The 24,687-nt window shown below is 72.9% G+C and carries 24 protein-coding genes; 15 read left to right on the top strand and 9 right to left on the bottom strand.

Features of this window, described 5'->3' with window-relative positions:
- Positions 1-452 precede the first annotated feature (452 nt).
- From ACRAKJ_RS08035 to ACRAKJ_RS08055, 5 genes are all read left to right on the top strand, one after another.
- Entirely contained in the window at positions 453-1,355 is a 903-nt protein-coding gene (locus tag ACRAKJ_RS08035; RefSeq protein WP_438923229.1) for a 5-dehydro-4-deoxyglucarate dehydratase, read from the top strand.
- Positions 1,352-2,608: a glucarate dehydratase family protein gene (locus ACRAKJ_RS08040; RefSeq protein ID WP_438923230.1), complete on the top strand. Its 1,257-nt coding sequence runs from the start codon at positions 1,352-1,354 to the stop codon at positions 2,606-2,608. Before ACRAKJ_RS08035 ends, ACRAKJ_RS08040 begins: the two co-directional genes overlap by 4 nt.
- Entirely contained in the window at positions 2,602-3,750 is a 1,149-nt protein-coding gene (locus tag ACRAKJ_RS08045) for a hypothetical protein (RefSeq protein ID WP_438923231.1), read from the top strand. Before ACRAKJ_RS08040 ends, ACRAKJ_RS08045 begins: the two co-directional genes overlap by 7 nt.
- 51 nt (positions 3,751-3,801) lie before the next feature.
- Positions 3,802-4,284, top strand: coding sequence for a hypothetical protein (locus tag ACRAKJ_RS08050; protein ID WP_438923232.1), 483 nt, complete (start codon positions 3,802-3,804; stop codon positions 4,282-4,284).
- Positions 4,285-4,376: 92 nt separating this feature from the next.
- Positions 4,377-4,910 carry a hypothetical protein gene (locus ACRAKJ_RS08055; protein WP_438923233.1) on the top strand — a complete coding sequence of 178 codons (534 nt, stop codon included), beginning with the start codon at positions 4,377-4,379 and terminating at the stop codon, positions 4,908-4,910.
- Positions 4,911-4,932: 22 nt separating this feature from the next.
- Here ACRAKJ_RS08055 and ACRAKJ_RS08060 read toward each other — a convergent pair whose 3' ends face one another.
- Positions 4,933-5,220, bottom strand: coding sequence for a hypothetical protein (locus ACRAKJ_RS08060; RefSeq protein ID WP_438923234.1), 288 nt, complete (start codon positions 5,218-5,220; stop codon positions 4,933-4,935).
- A gap of 103 nt (positions 5,221-5,323) precedes the next feature.
- Between ACRAKJ_RS08060 and ACRAKJ_RS08065 the strand changes: the two genes are divergently transcribed.
- Complete coding sequence (locus tag ACRAKJ_RS08065) at positions 5,324-6,169, top strand: Scr1 family TA system antitoxin-like transcriptional regulator (RefSeq protein WP_438923235.1); 846 nt, start codon at positions 5,324-5,326, stop codon at positions 6,167-6,169.
- Complete coding sequence (locus tag ACRAKJ_RS08070) at positions 6,169-6,357, top strand: DUF397 domain-containing protein (RefSeq protein ID WP_438923236.1); 189 nt, start codon at positions 6,169-6,171, stop codon at positions 6,355-6,357. Before ACRAKJ_RS08065 ends, ACRAKJ_RS08070 begins: the two co-directional genes overlap by 1 nt.
- 6 nt (positions 6,358-6,363) lie before the next feature.
- On the opposite strand, the gene ACRAKJ_RS08075 is transcribed toward ACRAKJ_RS08070, so the two are convergent.
- Positions 6,364-8,031: a FumA C-terminus/TtdB family hydratase beta subunit gene (locus ACRAKJ_RS08075; RefSeq protein WP_438923237.1), complete on the bottom strand. Its 1,668-nt coding sequence runs from the start codon at positions 8,029-8,031 to the stop codon at positions 6,364-6,366.
- A gap of 88 nt (positions 8,032-8,119) precedes the next feature.
- Here ACRAKJ_RS08075 and ACRAKJ_RS08080 point away from each other — a divergent pair, with 88 nt between their 5' ends.
- Positions 8,120-9,034, top strand: a complete 915-nt coding sequence (locus ACRAKJ_RS08080) for a phosphotransferase (protein ID WP_438923238.1) — start codon at positions 8,120-8,122, stop codon at positions 9,032-9,034.
- Between the two features lie 264 nt (positions 9,035-9,298).
- Here ACRAKJ_RS08080 and ACRAKJ_RS08085 read toward each other — a convergent pair whose 3' ends face one another.
- The 4 genes from ACRAKJ_RS08085 to ACRAKJ_RS08100 form a co-directional block, all read right to left on the bottom strand.
- Positions 9,299-10,291 carry a sigma-70 family RNA polymerase sigma factor gene (locus ACRAKJ_RS08085; RefSeq protein ID WP_438923239.1) on the bottom strand — a complete coding sequence of 331 codons (993 nt, stop codon included), beginning with the start codon at positions 10,289-10,291 and terminating at the stop codon, positions 9,299-9,301.
- Positions 10,292-10,493: 202 nt separating this feature from the next.
- A complete protein-coding gene (gene dtd / locus ACRAKJ_RS08090) occupies positions 10,494-10,919 on the bottom strand; it encodes a D-aminoacyl-tRNA deacylase (RefSeq protein ID WP_438923240.1) in 426 nt (141 codons plus the stop codon).
- Positions 10,916-12,403, bottom strand: coding sequence for a DUF7782 domain-containing protein (locus tag ACRAKJ_RS08095; protein ID WP_438923241.1), 1,488 nt, complete (start codon positions 12,401-12,403; stop codon positions 10,916-10,918). The genes dtd and ACRAKJ_RS08095 overlap by 4 nt, the downstream gene beginning before the upstream one ends.
- A gap of 232 nt (positions 12,404-12,635) precedes the next feature.
- Positions 12,636-14,135: a helix-turn-helix domain-containing protein gene (locus ACRAKJ_RS08100; protein WP_438923242.1), complete on the bottom strand. Its 1,500-nt coding sequence runs from the start codon at positions 14,133-14,135 to the stop codon at positions 12,636-12,638.
- Between the two features lie 114 nt (positions 14,136-14,249).
- Between ACRAKJ_RS08100 and ACRAKJ_RS08105 the strand changes: the two genes are divergently transcribed.
- The gene (locus ACRAKJ_RS08105; protein ID WP_438923243.1) at positions 14,250-14,564 is read left to right on the top strand and encodes a DUF3099 domain-containing protein; all 315 of its coding nucleotides are present in this window, start codon (positions 14,250-14,252) and stop codon (positions 14,562-14,564) included.
- Here ACRAKJ_RS08105 and ACRAKJ_RS08110 read toward each other — a convergent pair.
- Complete coding sequence (locus ACRAKJ_RS08110) at positions 14,546-15,454, bottom strand: PfkB family carbohydrate kinase (protein ID WP_438923244.1); 909 nt, start codon at positions 15,452-15,454, stop codon at positions 14,546-14,548. The genes ACRAKJ_RS08105 and ACRAKJ_RS08110 overlap by 19 nt on opposite strands.
- Positions 15,451-16,374: a pseudouridine-5'-phosphate glycosidase gene (locus tag ACRAKJ_RS08115; protein ID WP_438923245.1), complete on the bottom strand. Its 924-nt coding sequence runs from the start codon at positions 16,372-16,374 to the stop codon at positions 15,451-15,453. Before ACRAKJ_RS08115 ends, ACRAKJ_RS08110 begins: the two co-directional genes overlap by 4 nt.
- A gap of 31 nt (positions 16,375-16,405) precedes the next feature.
- Here ACRAKJ_RS08115 and ACRAKJ_RS08120 point away from each other — a divergent pair, with 31 nt between their 5' ends.
- A complete protein-coding gene (locus tag ACRAKJ_RS08120; RefSeq protein ID WP_141978007.1) occupies positions 16,406-16,654 on the top strand; it encodes a DUF3039 domain-containing protein in 249 nt (82 codons plus the stop codon).
- A 127-nt stretch (positions 16,655-16,781) separates the two neighbouring features.
- The gene (locus ACRAKJ_RS08125; RefSeq protein ID WP_438923246.1) at positions 16,782-17,879 is read left to right on the top strand and encodes a hypothetical protein; all 1,098 of its coding nucleotides are present in this window, start codon (positions 16,782-16,784) and stop codon (positions 17,877-17,879) included.
- 18 nt (positions 17,880-17,897) lie between these two features.
- Here ACRAKJ_RS08125 and ACRAKJ_RS08130 read toward each other — a convergent pair whose 3' ends face one another.
- Entirely contained in the window at positions 17,898-19,028 is a 1,131-nt protein-coding gene (locus ACRAKJ_RS08130) for a YhjD/YihY/BrkB family envelope integrity protein (protein WP_438923247.1), read from the bottom strand.
- Between the two features lie 156 nt (positions 19,029-19,184).
- Here ACRAKJ_RS08130 and ACRAKJ_RS08135 point away from each other — a divergent pair, with 156 nt between their 5' ends.
- The 4 genes from ACRAKJ_RS08135 to ACRAKJ_RS08150 all read left to right on the top strand — a co-directional run bounded on the left by ACRAKJ_RS08135 (position 19,185) and on the right by ACRAKJ_RS08150 (position 24,686).
- Positions 19,185-20,903, top strand: coding sequence for a DEAD/DEAH box helicase family protein (locus ACRAKJ_RS08135; protein WP_438923248.1), 1,719 nt, complete (start codon positions 19,185-19,187; stop codon positions 20,901-20,903).
- Between the two features lie 315 nt (positions 20,904-21,218).
- Positions 21,219-22,358, top strand: coding sequence for a substrate-binding domain-containing protein (locus tag ACRAKJ_RS08140; RefSeq protein ID WP_438923249.1), 1,140 nt, complete (start codon positions 21,219-21,221; stop codon positions 22,356-22,358).
- Positions 22,359-22,444: 86 nt separating this feature from the next.
- A complete protein-coding gene (locus ACRAKJ_RS08145) occupies positions 22,445-23,218 on the top strand; it encodes an ATP-binding cassette domain-containing protein (RefSeq protein ID WP_438923250.1) in 774 nt (257 codons plus the stop codon).
- Positions 23,219-23,261: 43 nt separating this feature from the next.
- Positions 23,262-24,686 carry an ABC transporter permease subunit gene (locus tag ACRAKJ_RS08150; RefSeq protein ID WP_438923251.1) on the top strand — a complete coding sequence of 475 codons (1,425 nt, stop codon included), beginning with the start codon at positions 23,262-23,264 and terminating at the stop codon, positions 24,684-24,686.
- Position 24,687: the final 1 nt, after the last annotated feature.

Consider the following 24,687-nt stretch of genomic DNA (forward strand, 5'->3'; position numbering starts at 1 on the left):
AGACGTGGGGGCGGCGGCCAGTGGCGGCGGTGCCGCCGCCACCCACCCCGTGAGGCGGCCCCACCGGGGTCGCCTCACGGGAACCACCCACCGCCGCCGACCTGATCGCCTTTCGCCACAACGGGACCGGCCCCGCTCCGGCCGACCCGACCACCTCCGGCCCGCACGCCCGCGCCCCGTCCACCGCCGCCCCCACCACCGCCCACCGGCGGTACGGTCGGGCGGGGGGAACGGTGCGGCCGTCGTGGGGAGGTCCGCCAGCGCGTTCGCCGCCTGCGCACTGGCTCGCGAGGAGTTCCGCGGTCGTCACCGCCGACCGCAGCACCGCCGGGGCCGGTGCCCGACCCGCCCGCGCGGAACCCTCCGCGCGCGACCGGTCCGGGCAGCCGCCGCCGCAAAGTCCTTCCTGCGTGGGATCACCACCGGAGCGATCAAGGGATGAAGGTCTGGGTATGCAACTGGATGGGGTGCTGTTCTTCCCGGTGACGCCGTTCGACGCGGACGGCGGGCTCGCGGAGGACGTGCTGGCGGAGCACGTCAAGCGCGGGGTTGCGGCGGGCGCCGGCGGCGTGTTCGTCGCGTGCGGCACCGGCGAGTTCCACGCGCTGGAGCCGTCGGAGGTCGAACGGGCGGTCGCCGTCGCGGTCGAGGCGACGGCCGGTCGCGCGCCGGTGTTCGCGGGCACGGGCGGCCCGCTGCCGGTCGCGCGCGAACTCGCCCGGGCCGCGAAGCGGTCGGGCGCGGACGGCTTGCTGCTGCTGCCGCCGTACCTGGTGACCAACCCGGCCAAGGGCCTGGTCCGCTACGTCACGGAGGTGGCAAGCGCGACGGACCTGTCGCTGATCGTCTACCAGCGCAACAACGCGGTGTTCACGCCGGCGACGGCGGTCGAGGTCGCGTGCCTGCCCACCGTCGTGGGCTTCAAGGACGGCCTGGGCGACCTCGACCTGCTCCAGCGGATCGTGCTGGAGGTCAGGGCGAACGTGGGCAAGCCGTTCCAGTTCTTCAACGGCCTGCCCACCGCCGAGATGACCGTGCCCGCCTACCGCGGCATCGGCGTCGACCTGTACTCGTCGGCGGTGTTCTGCTTCGCGCCGGAGGTCTCGCTCGGCTTCTACAAGGCGGTGCAGGCGGGGGACACCGCGCTGGTGAACCGCTACCTCGCCGAGTTCTACAAGCCCCTGGTCGAGCTGCGCGACAAGGTGCCCGGCTACGCGGTGGCGCTGGTCAAGGCCGCGGTGCGGGCCACCGGACTGGACGTCGGCGGCGTGCGACCGCCGCTGCTCGACCCGGCGCCGGAGCACCTGGCGGAGCTGGAGCGGGTCGTCGCGGCGGGGCGGAGCCTGGCCTCGTGAAGATCACCGACATCACGGTCACCCCGGTCGCCTTCCGGGACCCGCCGCTGCTGAACTCGGTGGGCGTGCACGAGCCGTGGGCGCTGCGCACGATCGTCGAGGTCCACACCGACGAGGGGATCTCCGGCCTCGGCGAGACCTACGGCGACATCGGCCACCTCGACCGGGTGCGCTCCAGCGCGCCCACCCTGGTGGGCCTGGACGTGCACGACCTCAACGGCCTGCACGCCCGGGTCGCCACCGCCCTGGGCGGCGAGGCGGGCTCCGACCGGCACGGCCTGACCGGGCCGCTCACCGCCGAGTCCACCGTCGACCGGGTGTTCGCCTCCTTCGAGGTGGCCACCTGGGACATCCGCGGCAAGGCCCTGGGCCGCCCGGTGAGCGACCTGCTCGGCGGGGCGGTGCGCGACACCGTGCCGTACAGCGCCTACCTGTTCTACAAGTGGGCCGGGCACCCCGGCGCCGAGCCCGACGGGTTCGGCGAGGCGCTCGACCCCGCCGGGATCGTCGAGCAGGCCCGGGCGCTGATCGACGCGCACGGGTTCGGCTCGATCAAGCTCAAGGGCGGCGTGTTCGCGCCGCGGCAGGAGGTGGAGGCGGTCCTCGCGCTGCGCGAGGCGTTCCCCGACCACCCGCTGCGGCTCGACCCGAACGCGGCGTGGACGCCGGAGACGTCGCTGGAGGTCGCCGCCGCGCTCGACGGCGTCGTCGAGTACCTGGAGGACCCGGCCCCGGGCATCGAGGGCATGGCGCGGGTCGCCGCCGAGGCGCCCATGCCGCTGGCGACGAACATGTGCGTCATCGCCTTCGAGCACCTCGCCCCCGCCGTCGAGCGGGGCGCGGTGCAGGTCGTCCTGTCCGACCACCACTACTGGGGCGGCCTGTCGCGCTCCAAGGAGCTGGCCGCGATCTGCCGGACCTTCGGCATCGGCCTGTCCATGCACTCCAACTCCCACCTCGGGATCAGCCTCGCGGCCATGACCCACCTGGCCGCGGCCACGCCGAACCTGGGCTACGCCTGCGACACCCACTACCCGTGGAACGCCGCGGACGACGTGGTCACCACGCCGTTCACCTTCGTCGACGGCGCGGTGCGGGTGCCCACCGCTCCCGGCCTGGGCGTCGAGCTCGACCGCGACGCCCTCGCCCGCGCCGCCGAGGCGTACCGCTCCTGCGGCATCGTCCAGCGCGACGACACGGGGTACATGCAGCAGCACGACCCGTCCTACGAGAGGAAGCGCCCCCGGTGGTGAGGACCGTCGCCCACGTCTACCCGTGGGACGTCATCGGCGACCCGGACGCGGTGTCGCGCGTGGCGTCGCTCGGCGTGGACGCCGTGGCCCTGGCCGCGTCGTACCACACCGTGCGCGCCGCGACGCCGTTCCACCCGCTGCGGCGGCTGGTGGACGCGCGGCACGCCGCGTTCTACCTGCCCGTGCGGGAGGAAGCCTGGCGGGGCAAGCGCTTGCGCCCCGCCGAACCGTCCTGGGTGGACGGTGACGACTCCTACGGCGAGGCTTCCGCGCTGCTGCGCGGGGCCGGCCTGCCCGTGTACGCCTGGACGGTGCTGACCCACAGCAGCCGGCTGGGCGAGGCCAACCCCGACCTGGTGGTGCGCAACGCGTTCGGGGACGCCTACCCGTACGCGCTGTGCCCCTCCCACGACGACGTCGCCGAGTACGCCTCGACGCTGGTGTCCGAGGTGCTGGCGCTCGGCCGGCCGGACGGGGTCGTGCTGGAGGCGTGCGGCCCGCTCGGGTTCTTCCACGGCGGCCACCACGAGAAGACCGACGGCGCCGACTGGACGCCGGTGCAGCAGAAACTGCTGTCCCTGTGCTTCTGCGCGGCCTGCGCCACCCGCTACAACGACCCGGAGGGCCTGCGGAAAGCGGTCCGCGCGGGGATCGACGGCGGGGCGGACGGCGTCGAGGAGGCGTTGGGCGAACGGGCGGCGCACGTGCGCGAGGTGCGCACGGACGTCTCCCGCGCCCTGCGCCGCCGCCTGGTCGGGGAGATCCGCGCCGCCGCGCCGGACGTGCGCATCGCCGCGCACGCCACCGCCGACCCGTGGGGCACCGGGCCGTTCGCCACGGTCGCCGGCGGCGTCGACGCCGACGTCGACGTGCTCACCGCGACCTGCTGGCCGGGCGTCGACGCGTCCGTGCCCGCCCTCCGCGCCCTGCGCGCGGAGGCACCGGACGTGCGCACCGCCGCGTACGTGCTGGCCCTGCCGCCCAAACCGGTCGACGGGGACGCGCTGCTCCGGGAGTGGGTCGCCTACGCCGACGCGGGCGTCGAGGAGTTCCACCTCTACCACGCGGGGCTGGCCTCCGAGCAGCGCCTGGACGCGCTGCGGCACGCCGTCGCGGGGATCAAGGATCACCTGAACGGGTAACTGTGAAAAGGGCGGGGCAACCCGGGGGACCGGGGGCTCCGTCCTTTCCACATGAGGAGCACAGGAACGCTGGGAACCGCGCTCGGTGCGGGCGCGCTGCTGATCGCACTCGTCGGCTGCTCGTCGACCGCGCCCGTCGGCGCGCAGAGCGGTCCGACGCTGACCACGGCGCCGTCGTCGAGCGCGCCCGCCTCGCCGGAGGCCGGGTTCGACAGCCCCGTGCCGCCGGAGGGCCGGGAGGTGCCCGAGGAGCGGATCACCGCCTCCGTCCCCGAGGGCAGCCCCTCGACCGTGTGGACCGAGGAGGACGGCACCGTCCTCGGCGCCATCGGCCAGGAGGGCGGGTGCAGCAAGGCCGGCCTGGAGATCGCCGAGCAGACCGCGCAGGTCGTGAAGGTCGTCCTCGTCGAGACCACCCCCGCCGACCAGCAGGTCTGCACCATGGACATCCGGTACCCGCCGCTGACCGCGAAGCTCGACGCGCCGCTGGGGGACCGCCGGGTGGAGCTGACCACGCGGCAGGACACCGAGTAGACCGCTCCACCCCGGTGCCCGGTCGACCAGCCCTCGGTCGGCCGGGCACCGCCCTGTGCAACCCGTTCGGGCGCGACTACCGTCTCCTGACCATGAGGAACGCCAAGGTTGCCGTCCCCGCGCTCGTCCTGCTCGCCCTCGCGGGCTGCACCGGCACGGGGTCCTCCGGTCCGTCGGGCTCGCTGTCCTCCTCCGCCACGAGCGCCCCCACGGCCACGTCACAGCCCTCGACAACGTTGTCACCGTCCGGTCCGGCCCAGTCGCGGCCCACCGAGGTGCCGCCGCCGGCCAGCGCCGAGCCGCTGCCGGGCGGCTCCACCGAGGTCCCGGACCAGCAGGTGGACGGCACGACGCTGCCCGACACCTACAAGCGCGACGCGTGGGCGTCCGCCGACGGCCGCACCGTGCGGGTCGTCGGCCTGGCCGGCGGCTGCAAGACCGCGTCGGCCGAGGTCGCCGCCCAGTCCGCCGACCAGGTGCAGATCACCCTGGTCACCACCTACACCCCGCCCGCCGGCGGCGGGGTGTGCGCGCAGGAGCTGCGCGACGTGCCGCTGAACGTGGTGCTCGACGCGCCCCTGGGCGACCGGCGGATCGTGCTGGAGGCGCGCGAGCAGACCGGCTGAGCCCGGCCCGCCGCCGCTGCGCTCACTCCTCCACGGGGAACGGGAACGCGCCGTCCCACGCCACCCAGACGTTGGTCTCCACGTCCTCCTCGCCGGTGCCCGCCTCGCCCACGTAGAGCCCGAGCGGGCACCGGTGCGCGGACAGCCGGCGCAGCGTCCACGCCTTCAGGTCGCCCTCCCCGCCACCGCCCTCCCCGCCACCGCCCCCGCCGGGCATGTCGTGCCCGTCGTCGTGCCGGTCGATCCTCCTGAACCGCGCCCTCCCGCCGCTCGACTCGATCACGCTCAACTGCCGGAACCGCGACCCCATGCGATCACTCCCCGTCAACATCCAGTACGCTCCGAATGCGGTGAAAGCTATGCTGTTTGCACAACTTGTGTAAATGTCTCGATCGGGTGATTCGGGGAAGACGATGAGCAGTCCGCACCGCAGTGCCGCGCGCATCCAGATCGGCACCACCCTGCGCCGGATGCGGGAGGAACTGGACCTGCCCCGCGAGCACGCCGCCGAGGTGCTGGACTGCACCGTCACCAAGATCGGCAACATCGAGACCGCCGCCAGCGGCATCCGGTACGCGGAGCTGGAGAAGCTGCTCGACCTCTACCGCGCCGACGAGGCGACCCGCGACGACCTGCTCGGCCTCAACGTCGACGCCAACCGCCGCCGTCGCCGGAGCAAGCGCGGCGGGGTCATCGCGCCGTGGCTGCGCCGCATCCTCGACGTCGAGGCGAGCGCCACCGAGGTCCTGTACTCGTCGTTCGAGCTGGTCCCGGCCGTGCTCCAGACCGAGGCGTACGCCCGCGCGCTGATGACCGCGGTCGGCCTCGCCGAGGAGGTGCTGGAGAAGAACCTCGAACTGCGCCTGGGACGGCGGCTGCTGCTGACCGACCGGCGACCGCCGCTGAACCTGTGGGCGGTGATCGCCGAACCCGCGCTGCGGTCCAACACCGGCGGCCCGGACGTCATGCGCGAGCAGCTCCGGCACCTGCTGGACATGACCGAGCGGGAGAACGTGGTGGTGCAGGTGATGCCCCTGGGCTCTGGGGCGCACGCCCTCACCGGCACTACGCTGACCCTGTTCCGGCTGCCCGAGGGCCTGCCGTCGTTGGTCAGCGTCGACATGCCGTACGGGGACAGCTTCGTCGACAACCAGGCCCAGGTGGAGAAGACCGCACGCTGGTTCGACTTCACCAGGGCCAAGGCGCTGGGCCCGGAGGAGAGCCGCGAACTCCTGACCCGAATCGCGGAGGAGACCTGATGAGCCTTCAGCCCGGCGTGTGGACGAAGTTCAGCGGTGGCGGCTCGAACTGCGTCGAAGTGATGCGCACGACCGACGAGGTGCTGGTCCGCAACTCGAACCGCCCGGAAGAAGCCCCACAGCGGTTCACCCTCACCGAGTGGGACTTCTTCACGCGCGGCGCGAAGCTGGGTGTGTTCGACCTCTGACCGGCACTACTTCCGGAAGCTGATCTGGAGGGTCGGGGCGGAGGTCTCGGCGAAGAAGTCGTTGCCCTTGTCGTCGACCACGACGAACGCGGGGAAGTCCTCCACCTCGATCTTCCAGACCGCCTCCATGCCCAGCTCGGGGTACTCCAGCACCTCGACCTTGCGGATGCAGTCCTGCGCCAGCCGGGCCGCCGGGCCGCCGATCGACCCCAGGTAGAAGCCGCCGTGGGTCTGGCAGGCGTTCGTGACCTGCTTGGACCGGTTGCCCTTGGCCAGCATGACCATGGACCCGCCCGCCGCCTGGAACTGCTCGACGTAGGAGTCCATGCGCCCGGCCGTCGTCGGGCCGAACGAGCCGGACGCGTAGCCCTCGGGCGTCTTGGCCGGGCCGGCGTAGTACACCGGGTGGTCCTTCAGGTACTGCGGCATCGGCTCGCCCGCGTCCAGCCGCTCCTTGATCTTGGCGTGCGCGATGTCGCGCGCCACGACCAGCGGACCGGTCAGCGACACCCGCGTCTTCACCGGCAGCTTCGACAGGGTCTCGCGGATCTCGGCCATCGGGCGGGTCAGGTCGATCTTCACGACCTCGTCCGACAGCTCCTCGCCGTGCACCTCGGGCAGGAAGTGCGCCGGGTCGCGCTCCAGCTGCTCCAGGAAGATGCCCTCGGGGGTGATCTTCGCCTTGGCCTGCCGGTCCGCCGAGCACGACACGGCGATGCCGACCGGGCAGGACGCGCCGTGCCGGGGCAGCCGGATGACGCGCACGTCGTGGCAGAAGTACTTGCCGCCGAACTGGGCCCCGATGCCGAAGTTGCGGGTCAGCTCCAGCACCTGCTGCTCCAGGTCCACGTCCCGGAACGCGTGCCCGAGCGCCGAGCCCTCGGTGGGCAGGCCGTCGAGGTAGCGGGCGGACGCGAGCTTGGCGACCTTCAGGTTCTGCTCCGCCGACAGGCCGCCGACGACCACCGCGAGGTGGTACGGCGGGCACGCGGCCGTGCCCAGCGAGCGCAGCTTCTCGTCCAGGAACCTCGCCAGCCGCGTCGGGTTCAGCAGCGCCTTGGTCTCCTGGTACAGGAACGTCTTGTTCGCCGAGCCGCCGCCCTTGGCCATGAACAGGAACTCGTACTTCGGCTCCACGCCCGGCGCGGTGAACAGGTCGATCTGCGCGGGCAGGTTCGTGCCGGTGTTCCGCTCGTCCCAGAACGTCGTCGGCGCCATCTGCGAGTAGCGCAGGTTCAGGGTCTGGTACGCCTCGAAGATGCCCCTCGACAGGGCCTCCTCGTCGGTGCCGCCGGTCAGCACGGACTCGGTGCGCTTGCCCATCACGATCGCGGTGCCGGTGTCCTGGCACATGGGCAGCACGCCGCCCGCGGAGATGCAGGCGTTGCGCAGCAGGTCCATGGCGACGAACCGGTCGTTGCCGCTGGCCTCCGGGTCGTCCACGATCGCGCGCAGCTGCGCGAGGTGCGAGGGGCGCAGCAGGTGCTGGATGTCGCGGATCGCCTCCCGGGCGAGCAGCGTCAACGCCTCCGGCTCGACCTGGAGGAACGTGCGGCCGGCCGCCTCGACGACCGACACGCCGTCCGGGGTCACCAGCCGGTAGTCGGTGTGGTTGTCCTTCGCCAGCGGCAGGACGTCGGTGTACTGGAACGTGGTGGTGGGCACAGCGGGCACGTCGCGGGCTCCCTTGCGCGCTTCGGGTTCCGCCGAACCTATACCGCCCGCGCCGCCGCGTCCGCGTCCCCGTGGTGTGATTCGCGTCGTGGTCCACAGCCTCACCAAGCGGCAGCTGTCCGCGGACGAGCTCGACACCCTGCTCCGCCGCGCCGCGGGCGTCCCGCTGGCCTCGCACGACGAGCTGACCGAGGGCATGTTCAACACCGCCTACCGGCTCACCGCCGCCGACGGCCGCGGCTTCGTGGTGAAGGTCGCGCCGCCGCCGGGCGTGCCGCTGCTCACCTACGAGCGGGACCTGATGCGCACCGAGGCGCTGGTGTTCGGCCTGATGGCCGAGCGCGGCCTGCCCGTGCCGGACGTGCTGCTGCACGAGGACGGCGTGCTGCTCATGACCGCGCTGACCGGCGTGCCGTGGAACGCGGCGGAGCTGCCCGACGCCGACCGGGCCGCGCTGCGCCACGAGCTGGGGACGATCGTCCGGCGGCTGCACGGCATCACGGGGGAGCGGTTCGGCTACCTCCAGGGGCCGGGCGGGGAGACGTGGCGCGAGGCGTTCGGGGCGATGGTCGAGGCGGTGCTCGACGACGCCGACCGGTTCGGCGTGGAGCTGCCCGACGTGCGGCCCGCGTTCGCGGCGCGGGCGCACCTGCTGGACGAGGTGACCTCGCCGGTGCTGGTGCACGGCGACCTGTGGGAGGGCAACGTCTTCGTCACCGGCGGGCGCGTGGAGGGCCTGATCGACCCGGAACGGGCGTTCTTCGGCGACCCGCTGGCCGAGCTGGCGTCGGTGTCGCTGTTCCGCGAGCCCGACGCCGACTACCTCGCCGGGTACGGCGTCACCGGGTTCACCGCGGCCGAGGGGACGCGCGTCGCGCTCTACCGGGCCTACCTGTGCCTGGTGATGATCGTGGAGGGCGTGCCGCGCGGCTACGCCGGCGAGGAGCGCGAGCGGCACGTGGCGTTCTTCCGCGCGAAGCTCACCGAGTACCTGGACATGTAGGGCCGGGCACCCCGACGTGCGGGCACACCCGCGGCAGCTCCTCGCGGGAACCCCTGTGGCAACTCGTGCGGAAATTCCTGCGGAAACGCGGAAGGCCGGGCCGGCCCCCGACCGCCCCGACCTTCCTCAGCGTGCGACAGCCCCCGCGTGATGGGGCGGGGGTGTCGCATGGCTCGTGTAACGCACGACCGTGCCGTGACCCGCGTCACAAGTCAATCTGCCGAACGGGTGTCGATCCCGTCCGCCCGCCGCGACCCGGTTGGGTCAGCTGGCGTAAGCGCGCAGCTTGGCGGCCCGATCGCCCTGCCGCAGCTTCGACATGACCTCCCGCTCGATCTGCCGCACCCGCTCGCGCGACAGGCCGAACTGCTTGCCGATCTGGTCCAGCGTGCGCGGCTGGCCGTCCTCCAGGCCGTACCGCAGCCTGATCACGGCCTGCTCGCGCGGCTCCAGCGTGGCCAGCACCCGGCGCAGGTCGTCCTGGAGCAGGCCGGAGATGACCGCGCTCTCCGCGTCCGTGGCGTCGGAGTCCTCGATGAAGTCGCCCAGCGGGGCGTCCTCCTCGGTGCCGACGGGCATGTCCAGGCTCACCGGGTCCCGCGCGTGGTCGAGCAGGTCCGAGACCTTCTCCGGGGTCAGGCCCGACTCCTTGGCCAGCTCCTCGCGAGTCGCCTCGCGCCCCAGTTGCTGGTGCAGGTCGCGCTTGATCCGGGCGAGCTTGTTGACCTGCTCGACGAGGTGGACGGGCAGCCGGATCGTGCGACCCTGGTCCGCCATTCCCCGCGTGATCGCCTGCCTGATCCACCAGGTGGCGTAGGTCGAGAACTTGAATCCCTTGGTGTAGTCGAACTTCTCCACCGCGCGGATCAAACCCAGGTTGCCTTCCTGGATGAGATCGAGCAGCGGCATTCCGCGACCGGTGTAACGCTTCGCGAGCGACACGACGAGTCGCAGATTCGCTTCGAGCAGGTGGTTCTTCGCCACGTGACCGTCCCGGATCAACGCGCGCAGTTCCCGCTGACGCAGATCGGGCAGATCGGGCGCGGTCTCCAGCTTGTGCTGGGCGAAGACGCCGGCCTCGATCCGCTTGGCGAGTTCCACTTCGTCGGCCGCGGTCAGCAGCGCTGTCTTGCCGATGCCGTTCAGGTACACCCGAACCAGGTCGGCGGCCGGTCCCTGGGCGTCGAGGTCCAACTCGGCGCTCGTGGTGGTCGTGTCGTTCCCGACCTGTCGGTCGAGGACCTTCGGGACGGTCATGGAGCTCCCTCCCCCTTGTCGCGGGCTGGCAGTGCGGTCGTGTCGCGCACTCCGCGCTGCGCTGCGCGGCTCACCTTTCGGTGCCTGACACTGAGGAGAACGCAAACCGGCCCGAAATGGTTCCCGCTCCCCATGCCCTTCAAGACGTCACTGCCGTCACAGCGGTTGCGCCGCGAATCCTGAGGATTGCCTGAGAGCGGACCTAGAGTTCGACCAACACGGTGAACGGACCGTCGTTCACACTCCGCACCGACATCATCGCCCCGAACCGTCCTGTTTGTACGCGAGCACCCTTCCGGCGCAGTTCCGACACCACCGCCTCGACCAACGGCGCGGCGTGCTCCGGCCGGGCGGCGGCCGTCCAGGACGGCCGCCGACCCTTGCGCGTATCCCCGTAAAGGGTGAACTGGCTGACGACGAGGAGCGGCGCGCCGGTGGTGGCGCACGACTCCTCGTCCCGCAGCACCCGCAGCTCGTGCAGCTTGCGGGCCATCACCGCGGCCTTGTCCGCCGTGTCGTCCACGTGGATGCCCAGCAGCACCAACAGGCCCGGCTCGTCGATCGCGCCGACGACCTCGTCGCCGACCACGACGGACGCCTCTGTGACACGTGCCACAACCGCTCTCACGCGGGCACGACCATCCCGTGCCGCACCAGCTCCCGGACCACCGGCACCGCGGCCTCGGCCAGCGCGCCCTCGTCCAGGTCCTGCGCGTAGGCGAGCAGCGTGACCAGGTCCGCCAGCGGCAGCGCGCCCCGGAACCCGGCGACCAGCCGCGCGGCGACCTCGTCCAGCTCGTGCTGCCAGCCCGGGCCGTCCGTGCGGTGCAGCCGGCGCACCACCGACGACCAGCCGTCCTCGACCGGCGCGGAGACCTCCTCCAGCAGCACCGTCCCGGGCACGGTGAACCGGGTGGCCAGCAGGTCGGCGTCCGACCGGCCGCGCAGCCACGCGACGCGGTCCAGCCAGGCCGCCGACTCGGGGCCCAGCGGGTCGTCGTAGGCGTGGCGCAGGTCCTCGCACACGACCTCGGCGTGCGCCTCCTCGGTGCGGCGCAGCGTGACGAAGCCGAAGCCGATGCCCTCCACGTCGTTCTCGGCGAACCAGTCCAGCCACCGCGCGGCCTTGGCGCGCCCCTCGTCACTGCGCGGGTCGACGCCCGCGTCGCGCAGCCACGTGCCGACGTACAGCGCCGGGTCGGCCACGTCGCGCTGCACGAACCACGCGTCCACGCCGCCGCGCGGCAGCCAGCCGCTCACCCGGTCGGCCCAGTCCTCGCCCCGGCGGTGCACCCAGGAGGCCAGCAGCTGACCGACCCCGCCCTCGGCGAGGAACGCGGGCAGCTGGCGCACGACGAGCGCGCTCGCGTCGTCGCCGGCCAGGCCGGAGTCGCGGTAGACGTAGTCGACGCGCGGCGGCCCCACCACGAACGGCGGGTTGCACACGACCTGGTCGAACCGGCGACCGCGCAGCGGGCCGAACCACTCGCCCTGCCGCAGCTCCACGTCCACCTCGTTGAGCCGGAACGTGCCCCGCGCGAGCGCCAGCGCCCGTTCCGACAGGTCGGTGGCCGTGATCCGTTGTGCGTGCCGGCTCGCGTGCAGCGCCTGCACGCCGCACCCCGTGCCCAGGTCCAGCAGGGTCTCCACCGGCCGCCGCGACGTGGCGCGGGCCAGGCTGATCGAGGCGTGCCCGACACCCAGCACGTGGTCGACGGGCACCGGCCCGCCGCGCTGGTCGGAGTCCAGGTCGGCGACCACCCACCAGGAGCCCTCGTCGTCGCCGTAGGGCCGGATGTCCAGCCCGGCGCGCAGCCGGTCGCCGTCCCCGCGCAGCACCTCGGCCTTGATCGCGTCGTCGAGGTCCACCCCGCCCAGCGCGCTCCTGACCCGCCCCTCCTCCTCGGCGTCGCCGAGCAGGAACAGCCGGATCAGCGTGCCGAGCGCCCCGGCGTCCTCGGTGGCCCGCCGGGCGGCCTCGGGCTCGCCCCGGCCGAGCGCGGCGTGCGCCTGCGGCCCGAGGGCGTCGACCACCCCGTCCGCGTCGTAGTCGGCGGCCCGGAACGCCTCGCGCAGCCTGCTGGTCAGTTCGACAGAGAGATCGGGAAGCACCCCCCAATCCTCCCGCCCACCCCACCACCCCGCCCGCCCACCCCGCGAGTCCAACGCCCAGGCCCCGAGAGTCCAACGCTCAAGCCCCGAGAGTCCAACGCTCAGGACCCCTGAGTTCTGCGTTCGAGCCGACCGGTCGGTATGCGAAATGGAGAACTCAGAGGGCCCGGACGTTGGACTCTCGGGTCCTGGAGGTTGGACTCTCGGGGCCTGGGCGTTGGACTCTCGCGGGTCAGGGGAGGGGGAGGACGGCCAGGGCCACGGCGAGGGCCAGGCGCTGGTCCGGGTCGTCCAGCGGCAGCGCGGTCACCTCGCACATCCGCTGCACGCGGTAGCGCAGGGTGTTCGGGTGCACGGACAGCGCCCGCGCCGCCTCCCGCGCGTCCCCCTGCGCCGCCAACCACGCCCGCAACGTCACCGCGTACCGCGTGCCGTGCTCGGCGTCGTGCCTGATCAGATCCGCCACCGGCCCCCGCGTCGGCACGCGCCCCGCCTCGGCGACACCCGCCAACCTGCGCAGCAGCACCCGCGACCACGCCTCGTCGTAGGCCACCGGCTCCCCGGTGGACAGGGCCAGGCACTCGTCGGCCTCCGACCGCGACGACGCCAGCGACCCGGCGTCCGCCCGACCCCCGATCCCGGCCCGCACGGTCACCCCCTCCGGCAGCTCGCGCCCCAGCTCCCGCACCCACCCCACCGCCGCCGCCGGGTCGTCGCCGCACGGCAGCACGGTGTAGAGCACGTTGCCGAACAGCGCCGACCGGCCGGGCCGCGACCAGCCGAACCCCGCCGTCGCCCGGGAGAACGCGAGCAGCGCCGCCCCGTGCTCGCCGTCGCCCGCGCGCGCCAGCACGGCGATCACCCGCAGGTCCGCGGCCGGCAGCCCCAGCCGCGCCAGGGAACCGGGCGGGCCCGCGTCCAGCGCCTCGATCACCAGCTCCGCCTCGGCCTGCCGCTCCAGGTCCGCCGACGCCCGCGCCCGCAGCAGGTGCAGCGCCGCCGTGCGCGCCCCGTCCACCAGCGCCGCCCGCCGCACGGGGTCCGCGTCGACGTCCACCTCCACCCACACCGAGCCCAGCAGCTCGCGCCCGGCCCGCACCGCCACCACCAGCCGCCCGCCGAGCTGCTCGGTCAGCTTCGGCACGAACAGCGGCTCGTCCGACCTGGCCAGGTGCGCGAACACGCCGTACGAGTCCAGCGCCCGCCACGCCTCCTCCGGCACCCGCCGGCCCAGGATCGTCTGCACCCGCACCGGGTCCACGTCCTGCTGCCGGTAGGAGTAGGCCAGCACCCGCGACCGCGGGTCCTCGATCGTCACCGGCCCGCCGACGACCGCCGCGATGGCGTCGGCCACCGCGAACAGGTCACCCGCGCCCTGACCGCCCAGCACGAGGGTCTGCGCGACGTTCGCCAGCTGCCCCCACGGCACCGACGGGTCCACCAGCAGCACCGCCGCCCCCGACCGGCGCGCGGCGGCGTGCACCCGGTCGTCCAGCGGCGGCGACCCGTGCAGCACGACGGCCGCCGCGGCCGTGCCCGCCACCAGCCGCGCCGCCGCGGCCGGCGACGGCACGCCCAGCCCGAGCAGCACGTCGTCCGGCGCGGCCGGGGTGTGCTCGGCCGGGTCGTGCAGCGCCACGCCCCGCAGTTCCACGTCCCGGCCGCGCGGCGCGCAGCTCAGGTGCGTGCCCAGGCTCCCGAGCACGTCCACCAACCGATCGAGCGCCACCACGTGCGGATCGTCCGGCACGGGGCCGAACCGCCGCAACCGCGTCGCGAATCACGCCGCACCCGTTGTGTCGACCCCGGTGCGTGGTGGGACCATGGGTGCATTGGAGGTGATGTCGTGACCAACCCCGAGCGCGACAGCACACCTGTGCTCATCACCGAGGCGGCCCCCTCCTACGAGGACCAGATCGCCGCCCGCAAGCGCAAGTACGCGATCATGATGGGCGCCCGGATCCCCTGCCTGCTGCTGGCCATGGTCTTCTACCAGACCTGGTGGCTGGCACTGGCGCTGATCGCGCTCTCCGTGCCCCTGCCCTGGATGGCCGTGCTCATCGCGAACGACCGACCGCCCCGCAAGGCGGAGAAGGCCAACAAGTTCGTCAAGGAGCACCGCGCCATCGAGGCCCGACCGCATCAGGTCATCGAGGGCTGAACCCCCGCCGGCCAGGTCCGCGGCCTGGCCGGTTGGGCGCCCACCGACGACACGGCCCGCGCCGCCGCGGTCACGCCGCCCACCAGGGCGTCGTGCCGCGACGCGCCGGTCAACCACGCCGCCAGCAGGCCCGCGTCGAACGCGTCGCCCGCGCCCGTCGAGTCCACGCACTCCACGTCCAGGGCGGGCACCGACCGCACGCCGTCGGCGTCCACCCAGCTCGCGCCGCCCGCGCCGGACGTCAGCGCCACCGCGCCCACCACGCCCAGCAGGTCCGTCGCCGACGCCGGGTCGGCCGACCCGGTCAGCGCCACCAGCTCCTCGGTGTTGGGCAGCAGCAGGTCCACGCCCCGCAGGTCGTCCAGGAACCCGTCGTAGACGAGGGCCGCCGACTGCGGGTCGACCGACGTGGTCAGGCCCGCCTCCCGCGCCGCCCGCAGCGCCGCCACCCCGGCGGCCCGCGACGACGCGTCCAGCAGCACGTACCCGGACAGGTGCAGGTGGGACGCGCCCTCCAGCAGGCCCGGGTCCACGTCGCCCGGCGCGAACCGGGCGTTGGCACCCCGGTCGGGCAGCATCGTGCGCTGGCCCGTCTCGTCCACCAAGACCACGACGCAGCACGTCGCCGCCTCCGGGTCCACCGCGAACGCGCACCGCACGCCCGCCCCGGTCAGCTCGGCGTGCACCTGCCGGCCCGCCGGGTCCGCGCCGACCCGGGTGACCAGCACGGGCGACGCGCCGCACGCGGCCAGCCACACCGCCGTGTTCGCGCCCGCGCCGCCCGGTTCGATCGTCACCCTGGCCCGGCTGTCGCCGCCGTGCACGATGGGCCCGGAGTGCCGGGCCACCACGTCCAGCCCGGCGTCCCCGACGACCACGACCCGCGTCACGCCCGGTCCGCCCGCGCGGCCAGCTCCACGGCGACCCGCGCGGCCAGCCCCGCGTTGCCCACCACCAGCTCCTCGTTGGCGTCCAGGCTCACGCCGCCGCTGGCGGTGTGGAAGTGCTCCAGCAGCGCCGGCGTGACCTCCTTGCCCGTCACACCGCGTTCCACGAGCAGCCGCAGACCCTCCTCCAACAGCCGTTCGTGCAGCTCGGAGGGCATCTCGAACTCCTGCGGGACCGGGTTGGCGAGCAGCACGCCCGCGTCACCCGGCACGGTCCGGTGCGCGGCGACCACGGCCGCCGCCTCCGCCGGGTCCTCCACCCGCCACGGCACGCCGTACACCGACTCGCGCCGGTAGAACGCGGGGAACCGGTCCGTGCGGTAGCCCAGCACCGGCACCGAGCGGGTCTCCAGCAGCTCCAGCGTCGCGCCCACGTCCAGGATCGACTTCACGCCCGAGCACACGACCAGCACCGGCGTGGTGGCCAGCACGTCCAGGTCGGCGGACACGTCCCAGGTGTCCCGCGCGCCCCGGTGCACCCCGCCCAGGCCGCCGGTCGCGAACACCCCGACACCCGCGGCGTGCGCCAGCGCGGCCGTGCTCGCCACCGTCGTCGCCCCGTCGCGGCCCAGCGCCATGGCCGCGCCCAGGTCGCGGCGCGACAGCTTGACCAGGTCACGGGCCGGGTCGCAGACGACGTCCAGCTCGTCGGCGCTCAACCCGACCTTCGGCACCCCGCCCAGCACGGCGATCGTGGCGGGCACCGCGCCCGCGTCGCGGACCACGCGTTCGAGGCGTTCGGCGACCTCGCGGTTGCGGCCGGGCGGCAGCCCGTGGGACAGGATCGTGCTCTCCAGCGCGACCACCGGCCGGTTCTCGGCCAGGGCGGTTCGGACCTCTTCGGTGATGCTCGGCGTACTCACGAGGGGCCATCATCCCAGGTAAGCTGGTGGCGTGAGCACGCAGACTCTGCCCGAGGTGGAGACCCGGCCGGAAGGCACGGACCACACCGGGGACGACACGCCGAAGATGTTCCACTACGTGCGCAAGGCCAAGATCGCGGAGAGCGCGGTCATGGGCACGCACGTCGTGGCGCTGTGCGGCGAGGTCTTCCCGGTGACGAAGTCGCCGAAGCCCGGCTCCCCGGTGTGCCCGGAGTGCAAGAAGATCTACGACGGCCTCCCCAAGGGCGGCGGCGAGTAACCACCGGCCGACCGGGCGCCCCCGTGCCCGCACGGCCGGGGGCGCCTTCGCGTGCACCCGTCGTCGCCCTCGTGGCCGTCCTCGCGGACGTTCAGCGGCGCACGGCGGCACGGGCACCGTGGGGTGCGTGGACCACGTGCACGCCGAGCGACCGCGCGACCCCGTTCCGCCGCCCCGGCGGGCGCCCGCCCCACCGCGGCACACCCTGCTGCGCCTCCAGGCGACCTGCGGCAACGCCGCGGTCCAGCGCTTCCTCGGTGAACAGGGGTTCACGGAGCCGCCGATGGCGTCGTTCGGCAGGACCCGCGGAGTCCTGGCGCGGGACTACGAGACGACCCGGGGCGGTGACCTCGCCAACAGCCGCGTCGCCAACCTGGCCGCCGGGGCCGTCGTGCACGCCGGGCAGGCCACCCCCGACGGCCCGGTCACCGTCGCTCCCACCGTCGTGGTCGACGCCGTGGTCAGCGGGAACCCCCGCCCCAAGGACGACTCCCGCGAGCGCCTGTACCCGTCGCCGCAGGGCAGGAAGCTCACCAAGCGCCCGGACGACCGGAGAGACTGCGCCGAACCGAAGGTCATCGCCAGGCTCAGGCGCGTCCTCGACGGGCTGCACGACGTCCCCGGCGCCTCCCCGCGCCCGGTCGTCTACCTCGACACCGAGAACGGGCCGTGCGTGGATTGCCGGGAGGCGATCACGACCTTCGCCGGCCTGTACCCCTGGGCGGACGTGGTCGTGCGCTGGACCACCTGGTTCGCGAAGGACCGGCGCGCGGCCCCGCCCGACTGGACGGCCGGCACCTCCTTCACCATCCCGCACACCAGGGACCGCGGTGCCCTGCCGTGGCCGAGGGCCAGGCCCGTGGCAGAGCCCGCGGCGGCGGTGGGCCGGCCGACCAACCCCTTCGCGGCGCTGATGGACCTGGCGGCGGAGGAGCGGCCCGCGGCGGCGGTCCGCGTGGCCCCGGCGAAGGCGAAGCGGGCGGCCGACGCGGTGCGGGAGCGCACCAGGAAGATCAAGAACGCCGGGGAGGGCGACAAGGGCAAGGAAGGCGGGAAGGGCAAGCGGACCGGACGGGGCGGGAAGTCCGACCGGGTCGACGCGCTCGTCCTCGCGACCCTCACGCCCGACGCCGCGGTGCGGACCGGGGCGTTCGTCGCGGTCGCCGTCGTGGTGGGCGTCGCCGCGGCGGTCGTGGCACTCCTGCGCGTCCTCGGCCACCTCTGATCCGTCACCCCCGACCGGTCACTCCCGCGGCTCCCGCCCGCGCCGCACGGGCGGGGGTTCACCCTTCCGCTCCACCGGCAGGCGCTCGGTCCCGTTGGTGTCCATCGGCGACGGCGCGGAACCCGGAGCGGGATCGGGGACCGGCGGGTGGTCGGGTGGCACGGGGCCGCCCTGCCAGGCGCGCCTGCCCTCGTCGTTGCGGATGCGCTCGGCGGCCCGCTCGATCTCCAGCCGCTGCCAGCGCCGCCGCTGCCGCCGCGTCATCCTCGCCGGCCACAGCTCCTGCAACGCGCTGTTGAAGTACGCGCCCAGGTTGATCGCCAGCCCGATGAAGTACGCGAACAGCAGGAACGCGATCGGCGTGGCCAGCGCGCCGTAGGTGTAGCCCGTCGTGGTGATCCACTTGATGTAGAGCCGCAGCCCGATCGACGACAGCAGGAACACCGCCATCGCCAGCACCGCGCCCGGCAGCAGCCGGTGCCACGGCAGCTTGTTGGGCAGCGCCAGCTTGTAGAGCGTGGCCAGCGCCAGCACGAGCAGCACGCCGATGCCCGGGTAGTAGGTCGCGCCCAGCCACCCGCCGAGCGTCGGCTCCCACGCGTCGGGGAAGAGCTGGATCAGGATCTCCGGGCCCAGCGCGAGCACCGGCAGGCCGACGATCAGCAGCACGAGGCTCGCCATGTAGAGCAGCAGCGCGAAGATCCGCTGCCACACCTCGTTGCGCACCCCGTACTGGTCGTGGGCCGCGGTGATCGCGTCGACGAACGACGACATCGCCGACGAGCCCGCCCACAGCGAGATCAGGAAGCCGATCGAGACGATCTCGCCCTTGCCGGTGGTGAGGATCTGGTCGACGGTGGGCGCGATCACGTCGTTGACGACGTCCTGGCTGAAGATCGTCCGGCAGAACGAGATGATCCGGTCCTTGACCGCGCTGACCACGTCGGGGCCGAGCCAGACGCCGATCCAGCCCATGCTGCCCAGCAGGCCCAGCAGCAGCGGCGGGAACGACAGGGTCTGCCAGAACGCGGCCTCGGCCGACTCGGAGAAGATGCTCTTCTCCCACGCCTTGGCCCACGTGCGCGCCAACAGGCGCAGGGGGCCCTTGCGACCCGCGCTGCGTGCCCTGTCGTCCCTCGGCGATCCCATCGCGAGGTCAAGCATGGTGCATCGGGAGCGTTTTCGCGGCATCGGAGAACGTGGCGCCCCCGGGCAGCGGGTAGGCTGTCGGTGCCCTCGACGGTCACCCGCACCGAGGGCATTCGCATGCTTGCCGTCGCTGATCAGCGCAGGAGGGGTCCGAGGTTGTCGCAGCCGCAGGTCGTCGCGACCCGTCCCCTCCGGGCCTGGCAGCGCCGCGCGCTCACGAAGTACCTGGCCGCGAAGCCCAAGGACTTCCTGGCCGTCGCGACCCCCGGCGCGGGCAAGACCACGTTCGGGCTGCGCGTCGCCGCCGAGCTGCTCGCCGACCGCACGATCGAGGCCGTCACGATCGTCACGCCCACCGAGCACCTCAAGCACCAGTGGGCCAAGGCGGCGGCCGAGGCGGGCATCGCGATCGATTCGAACTTCCGCAACACGATGGCCGTCACCTCCCGCGACTACCACGGCGTGGCGCTCACCTACGCGCAGGTCGCGGCGCACCCGATGCTGCACCGGGTGCGCACGGAGAACCGCAAGACGCTCGTGCTGCTCGACGAGATCCACCACGGCGGCGACGCCAAGTCGTGGGGTGACGCGATCCGCGAGGCGTTCACGCCGGCCGTGCGGCGGATGTGCCTGACCGGCACCCCGTTCCGGTCGGACGACTCGCCGATCCCGTTCGTCAACTACGAGCCCGGCCCGGACGGCGCGATGCGCAGCCGGGCCGACCACTCCTACGGCTACTCCGACGCGCTGCGCGACGGCGTGGTCCGGCCGGTGATCTTCCTGGCCTACTCGGGCGAGGCGGCGTGGCGCACCAGCGCGGGCGAGGAGTTCTCCGCGCGCCTGGGCGAGCCGCTGACGCAGGAGCAGACCGCGCGGGCGTGGCGGGTGGCGCTGGACCCCAGCGGCGAGTGGATGCCGTCGGTGCTCAAGGCGGCCGACGTGCGGCTCACCCAGCTGCGCAACGGCGGGATGCCCGACGCGGGCGGTCTGGTGATCGCCACCGACCAGACCGTCGCCAAGGCGTACGCCGAGGTGCTCAAGCGCACCACCGGCCACGACGCGACCCTCGTGCTCTCCGACGACCCGAAGGCGTCGGGCCGCATCGCCGAGTTCGCCGCCTCGCAGGAGCGCTGGCTGATCGCGGTGCGCATGGTGTCGGAGGGCGTCGACGTGCCGCGCCTGGCGGTGGGCGTCTACGCCACCAGCGCCTCGACCCCGCTGTTCTTCGCGCAGGCCGTCGGCCGGTTCGTGCGCGCCCGCGCCAGGGGCGAGACGGCCAGCGTGTTCCTGCCCAGCGTCCCGGTGCTGCTCGGCCTGGCCAGCGAGCTGGAGGCGCAGCGCGACCACGTCCTGGGCAAGCCGCACCGGGAGAAGGACGGCTGGGACGACGAGCTGATGTCGGCCGCCAACCAGGTGCGGGACGAGCCGGGCGAGGAGGAGCGGGCGTTCACGTCGCTGGGCGCCTCCGCCGAGCTGGACCAGGTGATCTACGACGGTTCGTCGTTCGGCACGGCGGCGTTCGCGGGCAGCGACGAGGAGCAGGAGTACCTGGGGCTGCCGGGCCTGCTGGAGCCCGACCAGGTGCGCGCCCTGCTGCGGCAGCGCCAGGAGAAGCAGCTGGTCGAGGCGAGCAAGCGCACCGCGACGGCGGCCCCGGCCGCGCCGGCGCCCGCAGCGCGCCCGGCGAGCGTGCAGGAGCGCCTCGCGCAGCTGCGCAAGGAGCTGAACACGCTGGTCGCGATGCACCACCACCGCACCCGCAAGCCGCACGGCAAGATCCACAACCAGCTGCGCGAGTACTGCGGCGGCCCGCCCACGGCGATGGCCAGCATCGAGCAGCTCGAAGAGCGCATCGCCACCCTGCGCTCCTGGTAGGCGCGCGCCCGCCCGTTCGCGCGGCCCCGCCTTCACCCCCACTTCACGCCCGGCTACAGTGACCCGGGTCACTCCGTCGCGCAGGGTGAAGATCGTCGGGCGGTCACCCGGTTGTCCGTCGCAACAAACTCGTGTTGCGGTGAATGTGACCCCAGGTAACGGACTACGACATTCGACGTAGTCAGATGTCCGTTCGGTTACCTGCCCGTTAGCGCATCGTGCCCTCTTTATCGGTCAAGTGTGCTTCCGGTCACCGCACCCGGGGGCATACGTTGTGCGCCACAACATTTACGCACCTGCGTGAAAGGATGGCGGATGCGCAGCAAGAGCCTCGCTCTCATCGCCGCAAGCACGGGCCTTGCCTTGGCCATGACGGCATGTGGCGCCAACACGTCCACCGGTGGCACTGACACCTCGGGCACCAACACGGACAGCGCTTCGGGCGGTGGCGAGAAGGTCGGCGTCATCCTCCCGGAGACCAAGTCCTCCGCCCGCTGGGAGGGCTTCGACAAGCCCCTCCTGGAGGCGGCGCTCAAGGCCGAGGGCCTCGACGCCGACATCCAGAACGCCCAGGGCGACGTGCAGAAGTTCTCGACCCTCGCCGACGGCATGATCAACGCCGGCGTCAAGGTCCTGATCATCGCCACGCCCAACAGCGAGGTCGGCGCCTCGGTCGCGCAGAAGGCGCAGTCGCAGGGCATCGCGGTCATCGACTACGACCGCCTCAACCTGGGCGGCTCCTCCGACTACTACGTCTCGTTCGACAACGAGAAGGTCGGCGAGCTCCAGGGCCAGGGCCTCGTCGAGGGCCTCGCGGCGCTGGCGCCGGGCAAGAAGCCCGCCGAGGTCATCGAGATCGAGGGCGCCCCGACCGACAACAACGCCACCCTGTTCTACAACGGCCAGCAGAAGGTGCTGAAGCCCAAGTACGACTCGGGTGACCTCAAGCTCGTGCAGTCGCAGCCCATCCCCGAGTGGGACAACCAGCAGGGCGGCGTGACCTTCGAGCAGATCCTCACCGGCAACGGCCAGAAGGTCGACGGCGTCGTGGCCGCCAACGACGGCCTCGCCGGCGCGATCATCACCGTGCTGAAGAAGTACGGCCTGAACGGCAAGGTGCCGGTCACCGGCCAGGACGCCACCCCCGAGGGCCTCCAGGCCGTCATGCGCGGCGACCAGTTCATGACCGTCTTCAAGCCGATCGCCGAGGAGGCCAAGGCCGCCGCGAAGCTCGCCGGCGCCCTCGCCAAGGGCGACACCGCCGCCGCCGACAAGCTGGCCACCGGTTCGGTCAAGGACGACAAGGCCAACCGCACCGTCAAGTCGGTCCTGCTCGAGGCGCAGCTCATCACCAAGGACAAGGTGAAGACCGTCGTGGACGCGGGCTTCGTCAAGGCCGGCGAGATCTGCGGCGGCGACCTGGCCGCCGCCTGCACCGAGCTCGGCATCAAGTAGTCAAGGCTCGCGCCGGGGCGGGGTGCCAGCGCAAGCGCACCCCGTTCCGGCGCACCCACGCGTGTGGGCACAAACGGAGGAAACCAGTGAGCGAGCCGATCCTCGAGCTGCGCGGCGTCAACAAGAGCTTCGGACCCGTGCACGTCCTGCACGACATCGACTTCGCCGTGCACCCGGGACAGGTCACCGCGCTCGTCGGCGACAACGGCGCCGGCAAGTCGACGTTGGTCAAGAGCATCGCGGGCATCCACCCGATCGACTCGGGCCAGGTGCTGTTCAACGGCCAAGAGGTGCACATCCACGGCCCGCGCGAGGCCGCCGACCTGGGCATCGAGGTCGTCTACCAGGACCTCGCGCTGTGCGACAACCTCGACATCGTGCAGAACATGTTCCTCGGCCGCGAGCGCGGCCGGGCGGGCATGCTCGACGAGGCCGACATGGAGCAGGCCGCCCGCAAGACGCTGACGTCGCTGTCCGTGCGCACCGTCAAGTCGGTCCGCACCCAGGTGTCGTCGCTGTCCGGCGGCCAGCGGCAGACCGTCGCCATCGCCAAGGCCGTGCTGTGGAACAGCAAGGTCGTGCTGCTCGACGAGCCCACCGCCGCCCTCGGCGTCGCGCAGACCCGCCAGGTCCTCGACCTGGTGCGCCGCCTCGCCGAACAGGGCCTCGGCGTCGTGCTGATCAGCCACAACATGAACGACGTCTTCGAGGTCGCCGACCGCATCGCGTGCCTCTACCTGGGCCGCATGGCCGCCGAGGTCAACACCAAGGACGTCACGCACGGCCAGGTGGTCGAGCTGATCACCGCCGGCCGCTCCGGGGACCTGGGCATCGCCCGCCCCGAATCCGCCACCATCTGATGCCGGCGCACCGGGCTCACCAGCCGCAGAACGAGGAACGAGCATGACCAACACCACGAGCGAGACGTCACCCAAGGACCAGGGCGCGATCTCCGACTTCGGCATCGACACGACCTCCCAGTCGACCGGCGAGGCCGTCCGCGACTACTTCGCCCGCGTCAAGGGCGGCGAGCTGGGCTCCCTGCCCGCACTGCTGGGCCTGGTCGTCCTGCTGATCGCCTTCAGCTCCATGGCCGACACCTTCCTGACCCTGGGCAACATCGCGAACCTCCTCGCCCAGGGCGCGAGCATCGTCATCATCGCCATGGGCCTGGTCTTCGTGCTGCTCCTGGGCGAGATCGACCTGTCCGCGGGCACCGCGTCCGGCGTGACCGCCTCGGTCATGGCGCTGCACCTGGTCAACGGCGGCAACCTCCTCGGCGGCATGGGCGACACGGTCTTCTACGTGTTCTGCGCCTTCCTCGCGCTCGCCGTCGTGCTGGCCTCGATCATGAAGATCTGGCCCGGCGCCGCGCTGGCCGCCGTCGCGCTCGTCATCTCGCTGGTCGGCGTCCCCGCCAACCCGTGGGTCGAGATCCTGCTCGCCATCTGCGTCGGCACCGCCATCGGCTCCATCACCGGCTTCCTCGTCGCGAAGGTCGGCATCCCGTCGTTCGTGGTGACCCTGGCGCTGTTCCTCGCCTGGGGCGGCGTGGTCCTCCAGTTCATCGGCGAGGGCGGCACGCTCGGCCTGCGCAACGACGTGCTGTTCAACGTCGCCAACGGCAACCTCGACACCCTCGGCTCCTGGGTGCTGTTCGTCGTCGCCGTCGGCGGCTACGCCGCGATCGTCCTCGGCCGCCACTTCAGCCGGCTGCGCAAGGGCCTGGTCGCCCAGCCCACCCCGATGGTGCTGGTCAAGGTCGGCGCGGTCGTGGTCCTCGCCGCCGCCGCCACCTACGCGCTCACCCTCAACCGGTCCGTGAGCCCCCGCGTCGTCATCGCCGGCGTCCCGTACGTGGTGCCGATCGTGCTGCTCCTGCTGGTCATCGGCACGTTCGTGCTGGAGCGCACCCGCTACGGCCGCCACGTCTACGCCGTCGGCGGCAACAAGGAAGCCGCCCGCCGCGCGGGCATCAACGTCGCCCAGATCCGGATGAGCGTGTTCGTCATCGCCTCCTCCCTGGCCGCGGTCGGCGCGATCGTCTACTCCTCCAAGGTCGGCTCGGTCGACCCGAACGCCGGTGGCGGCAACACGCTGCTCCTGGCGGTCGGCGCGGCCGTCATCGGCGGCACGTCGCTGTTCGGCGGCAAGGGCCGGCTGCGCGACGCCGTCATCGGCGGCGCGGTCCTGGCGATCATCCAGAACGGCATGGGCCTGCTCCGGCAGCCCGCCGCCGTGGTGTTCATCGTGACCGGCCTCGTGCTGCTGCTGGCGGCGAGCGTCGACGCGCTGTCCCGTCGCCGGGCGGCCACCGCCGCCCGCTGAC

Source organism: Saccharothrix sp. DSM 118769, assembly GCF_052936295.1.

Excerpts from the sequence above, each read along its gene's own strand:
- ACRAKJ_RS08085 (WP_438923239.1), bottom strand. The coding sequence starts at position 10,291 with ATGACCGTCCCGAAGGTCCTCGACCGACAGGTCGGGAACGACACGACC.
- ACRAKJ_RS08065 (WP_438923235.1), top strand. The coding sequence starts at position 5,324 with ATGAGCAGTCCGCACCGCAGTGCCGCGCGCATCCAGATCGGCACCACC.
- ACRAKJ_RS08055 (WP_438923233.1), top strand. The coding sequence starts at position 4,377 with ATGAGGAACGCCAAGGTTGCCGTCCCCGCGCTCGTCCTGCTCGCCCTC.
- ACRAKJ_RS08130 (WP_438923247.1), bottom strand. The coding sequence starts at position 19,028 with ATGGGATCGCCGAGGGACGACAGGGCACGCAGCGCGGGTCGCAAGGGC.
- ACRAKJ_RS08070 (WP_438923236.1), top strand. The coding sequence starts at position 6,169 with ATGAGCCTTCAGCCCGGCGTGTGGACGAAGTTCAGCGGTGGCGGCTCG.
- ACRAKJ_RS08150 (WP_438923251.1), top strand. The coding sequence starts at position 23,262 with ATGACCAACACCACGAGCGAGACGTCACCCAAGGACCAGGGCGCGATC.
- ACRAKJ_RS08140 (WP_438923249.1), top strand. The coding sequence starts at position 21,219 with ATGCGCAGCAAGAGCCTCGCTCTCATCGCCGCAAGCACGGGCCTTGCC.
- ACRAKJ_RS08060 (WP_438923234.1), bottom strand. The coding sequence starts at position 5,220 with ATGGGGTCGCGGTTCCGGCAGTTGAGCGTGATCGAGTCGAGCGGCGGG.
- ACRAKJ_RS08050 (WP_438923232.1), top strand. The coding sequence starts at position 3,802 with ATGAGGAGCACAGGAACGCTGGGAACCGCGCTCGGTGCGGGCGCGCTG.
- ACRAKJ_RS08035 (WP_438923229.1), top strand. The coding sequence starts at position 453 with ATGCAACTGGATGGGGTGCTGTTCTTCCCGGTGACGCCGTTCGACGCG.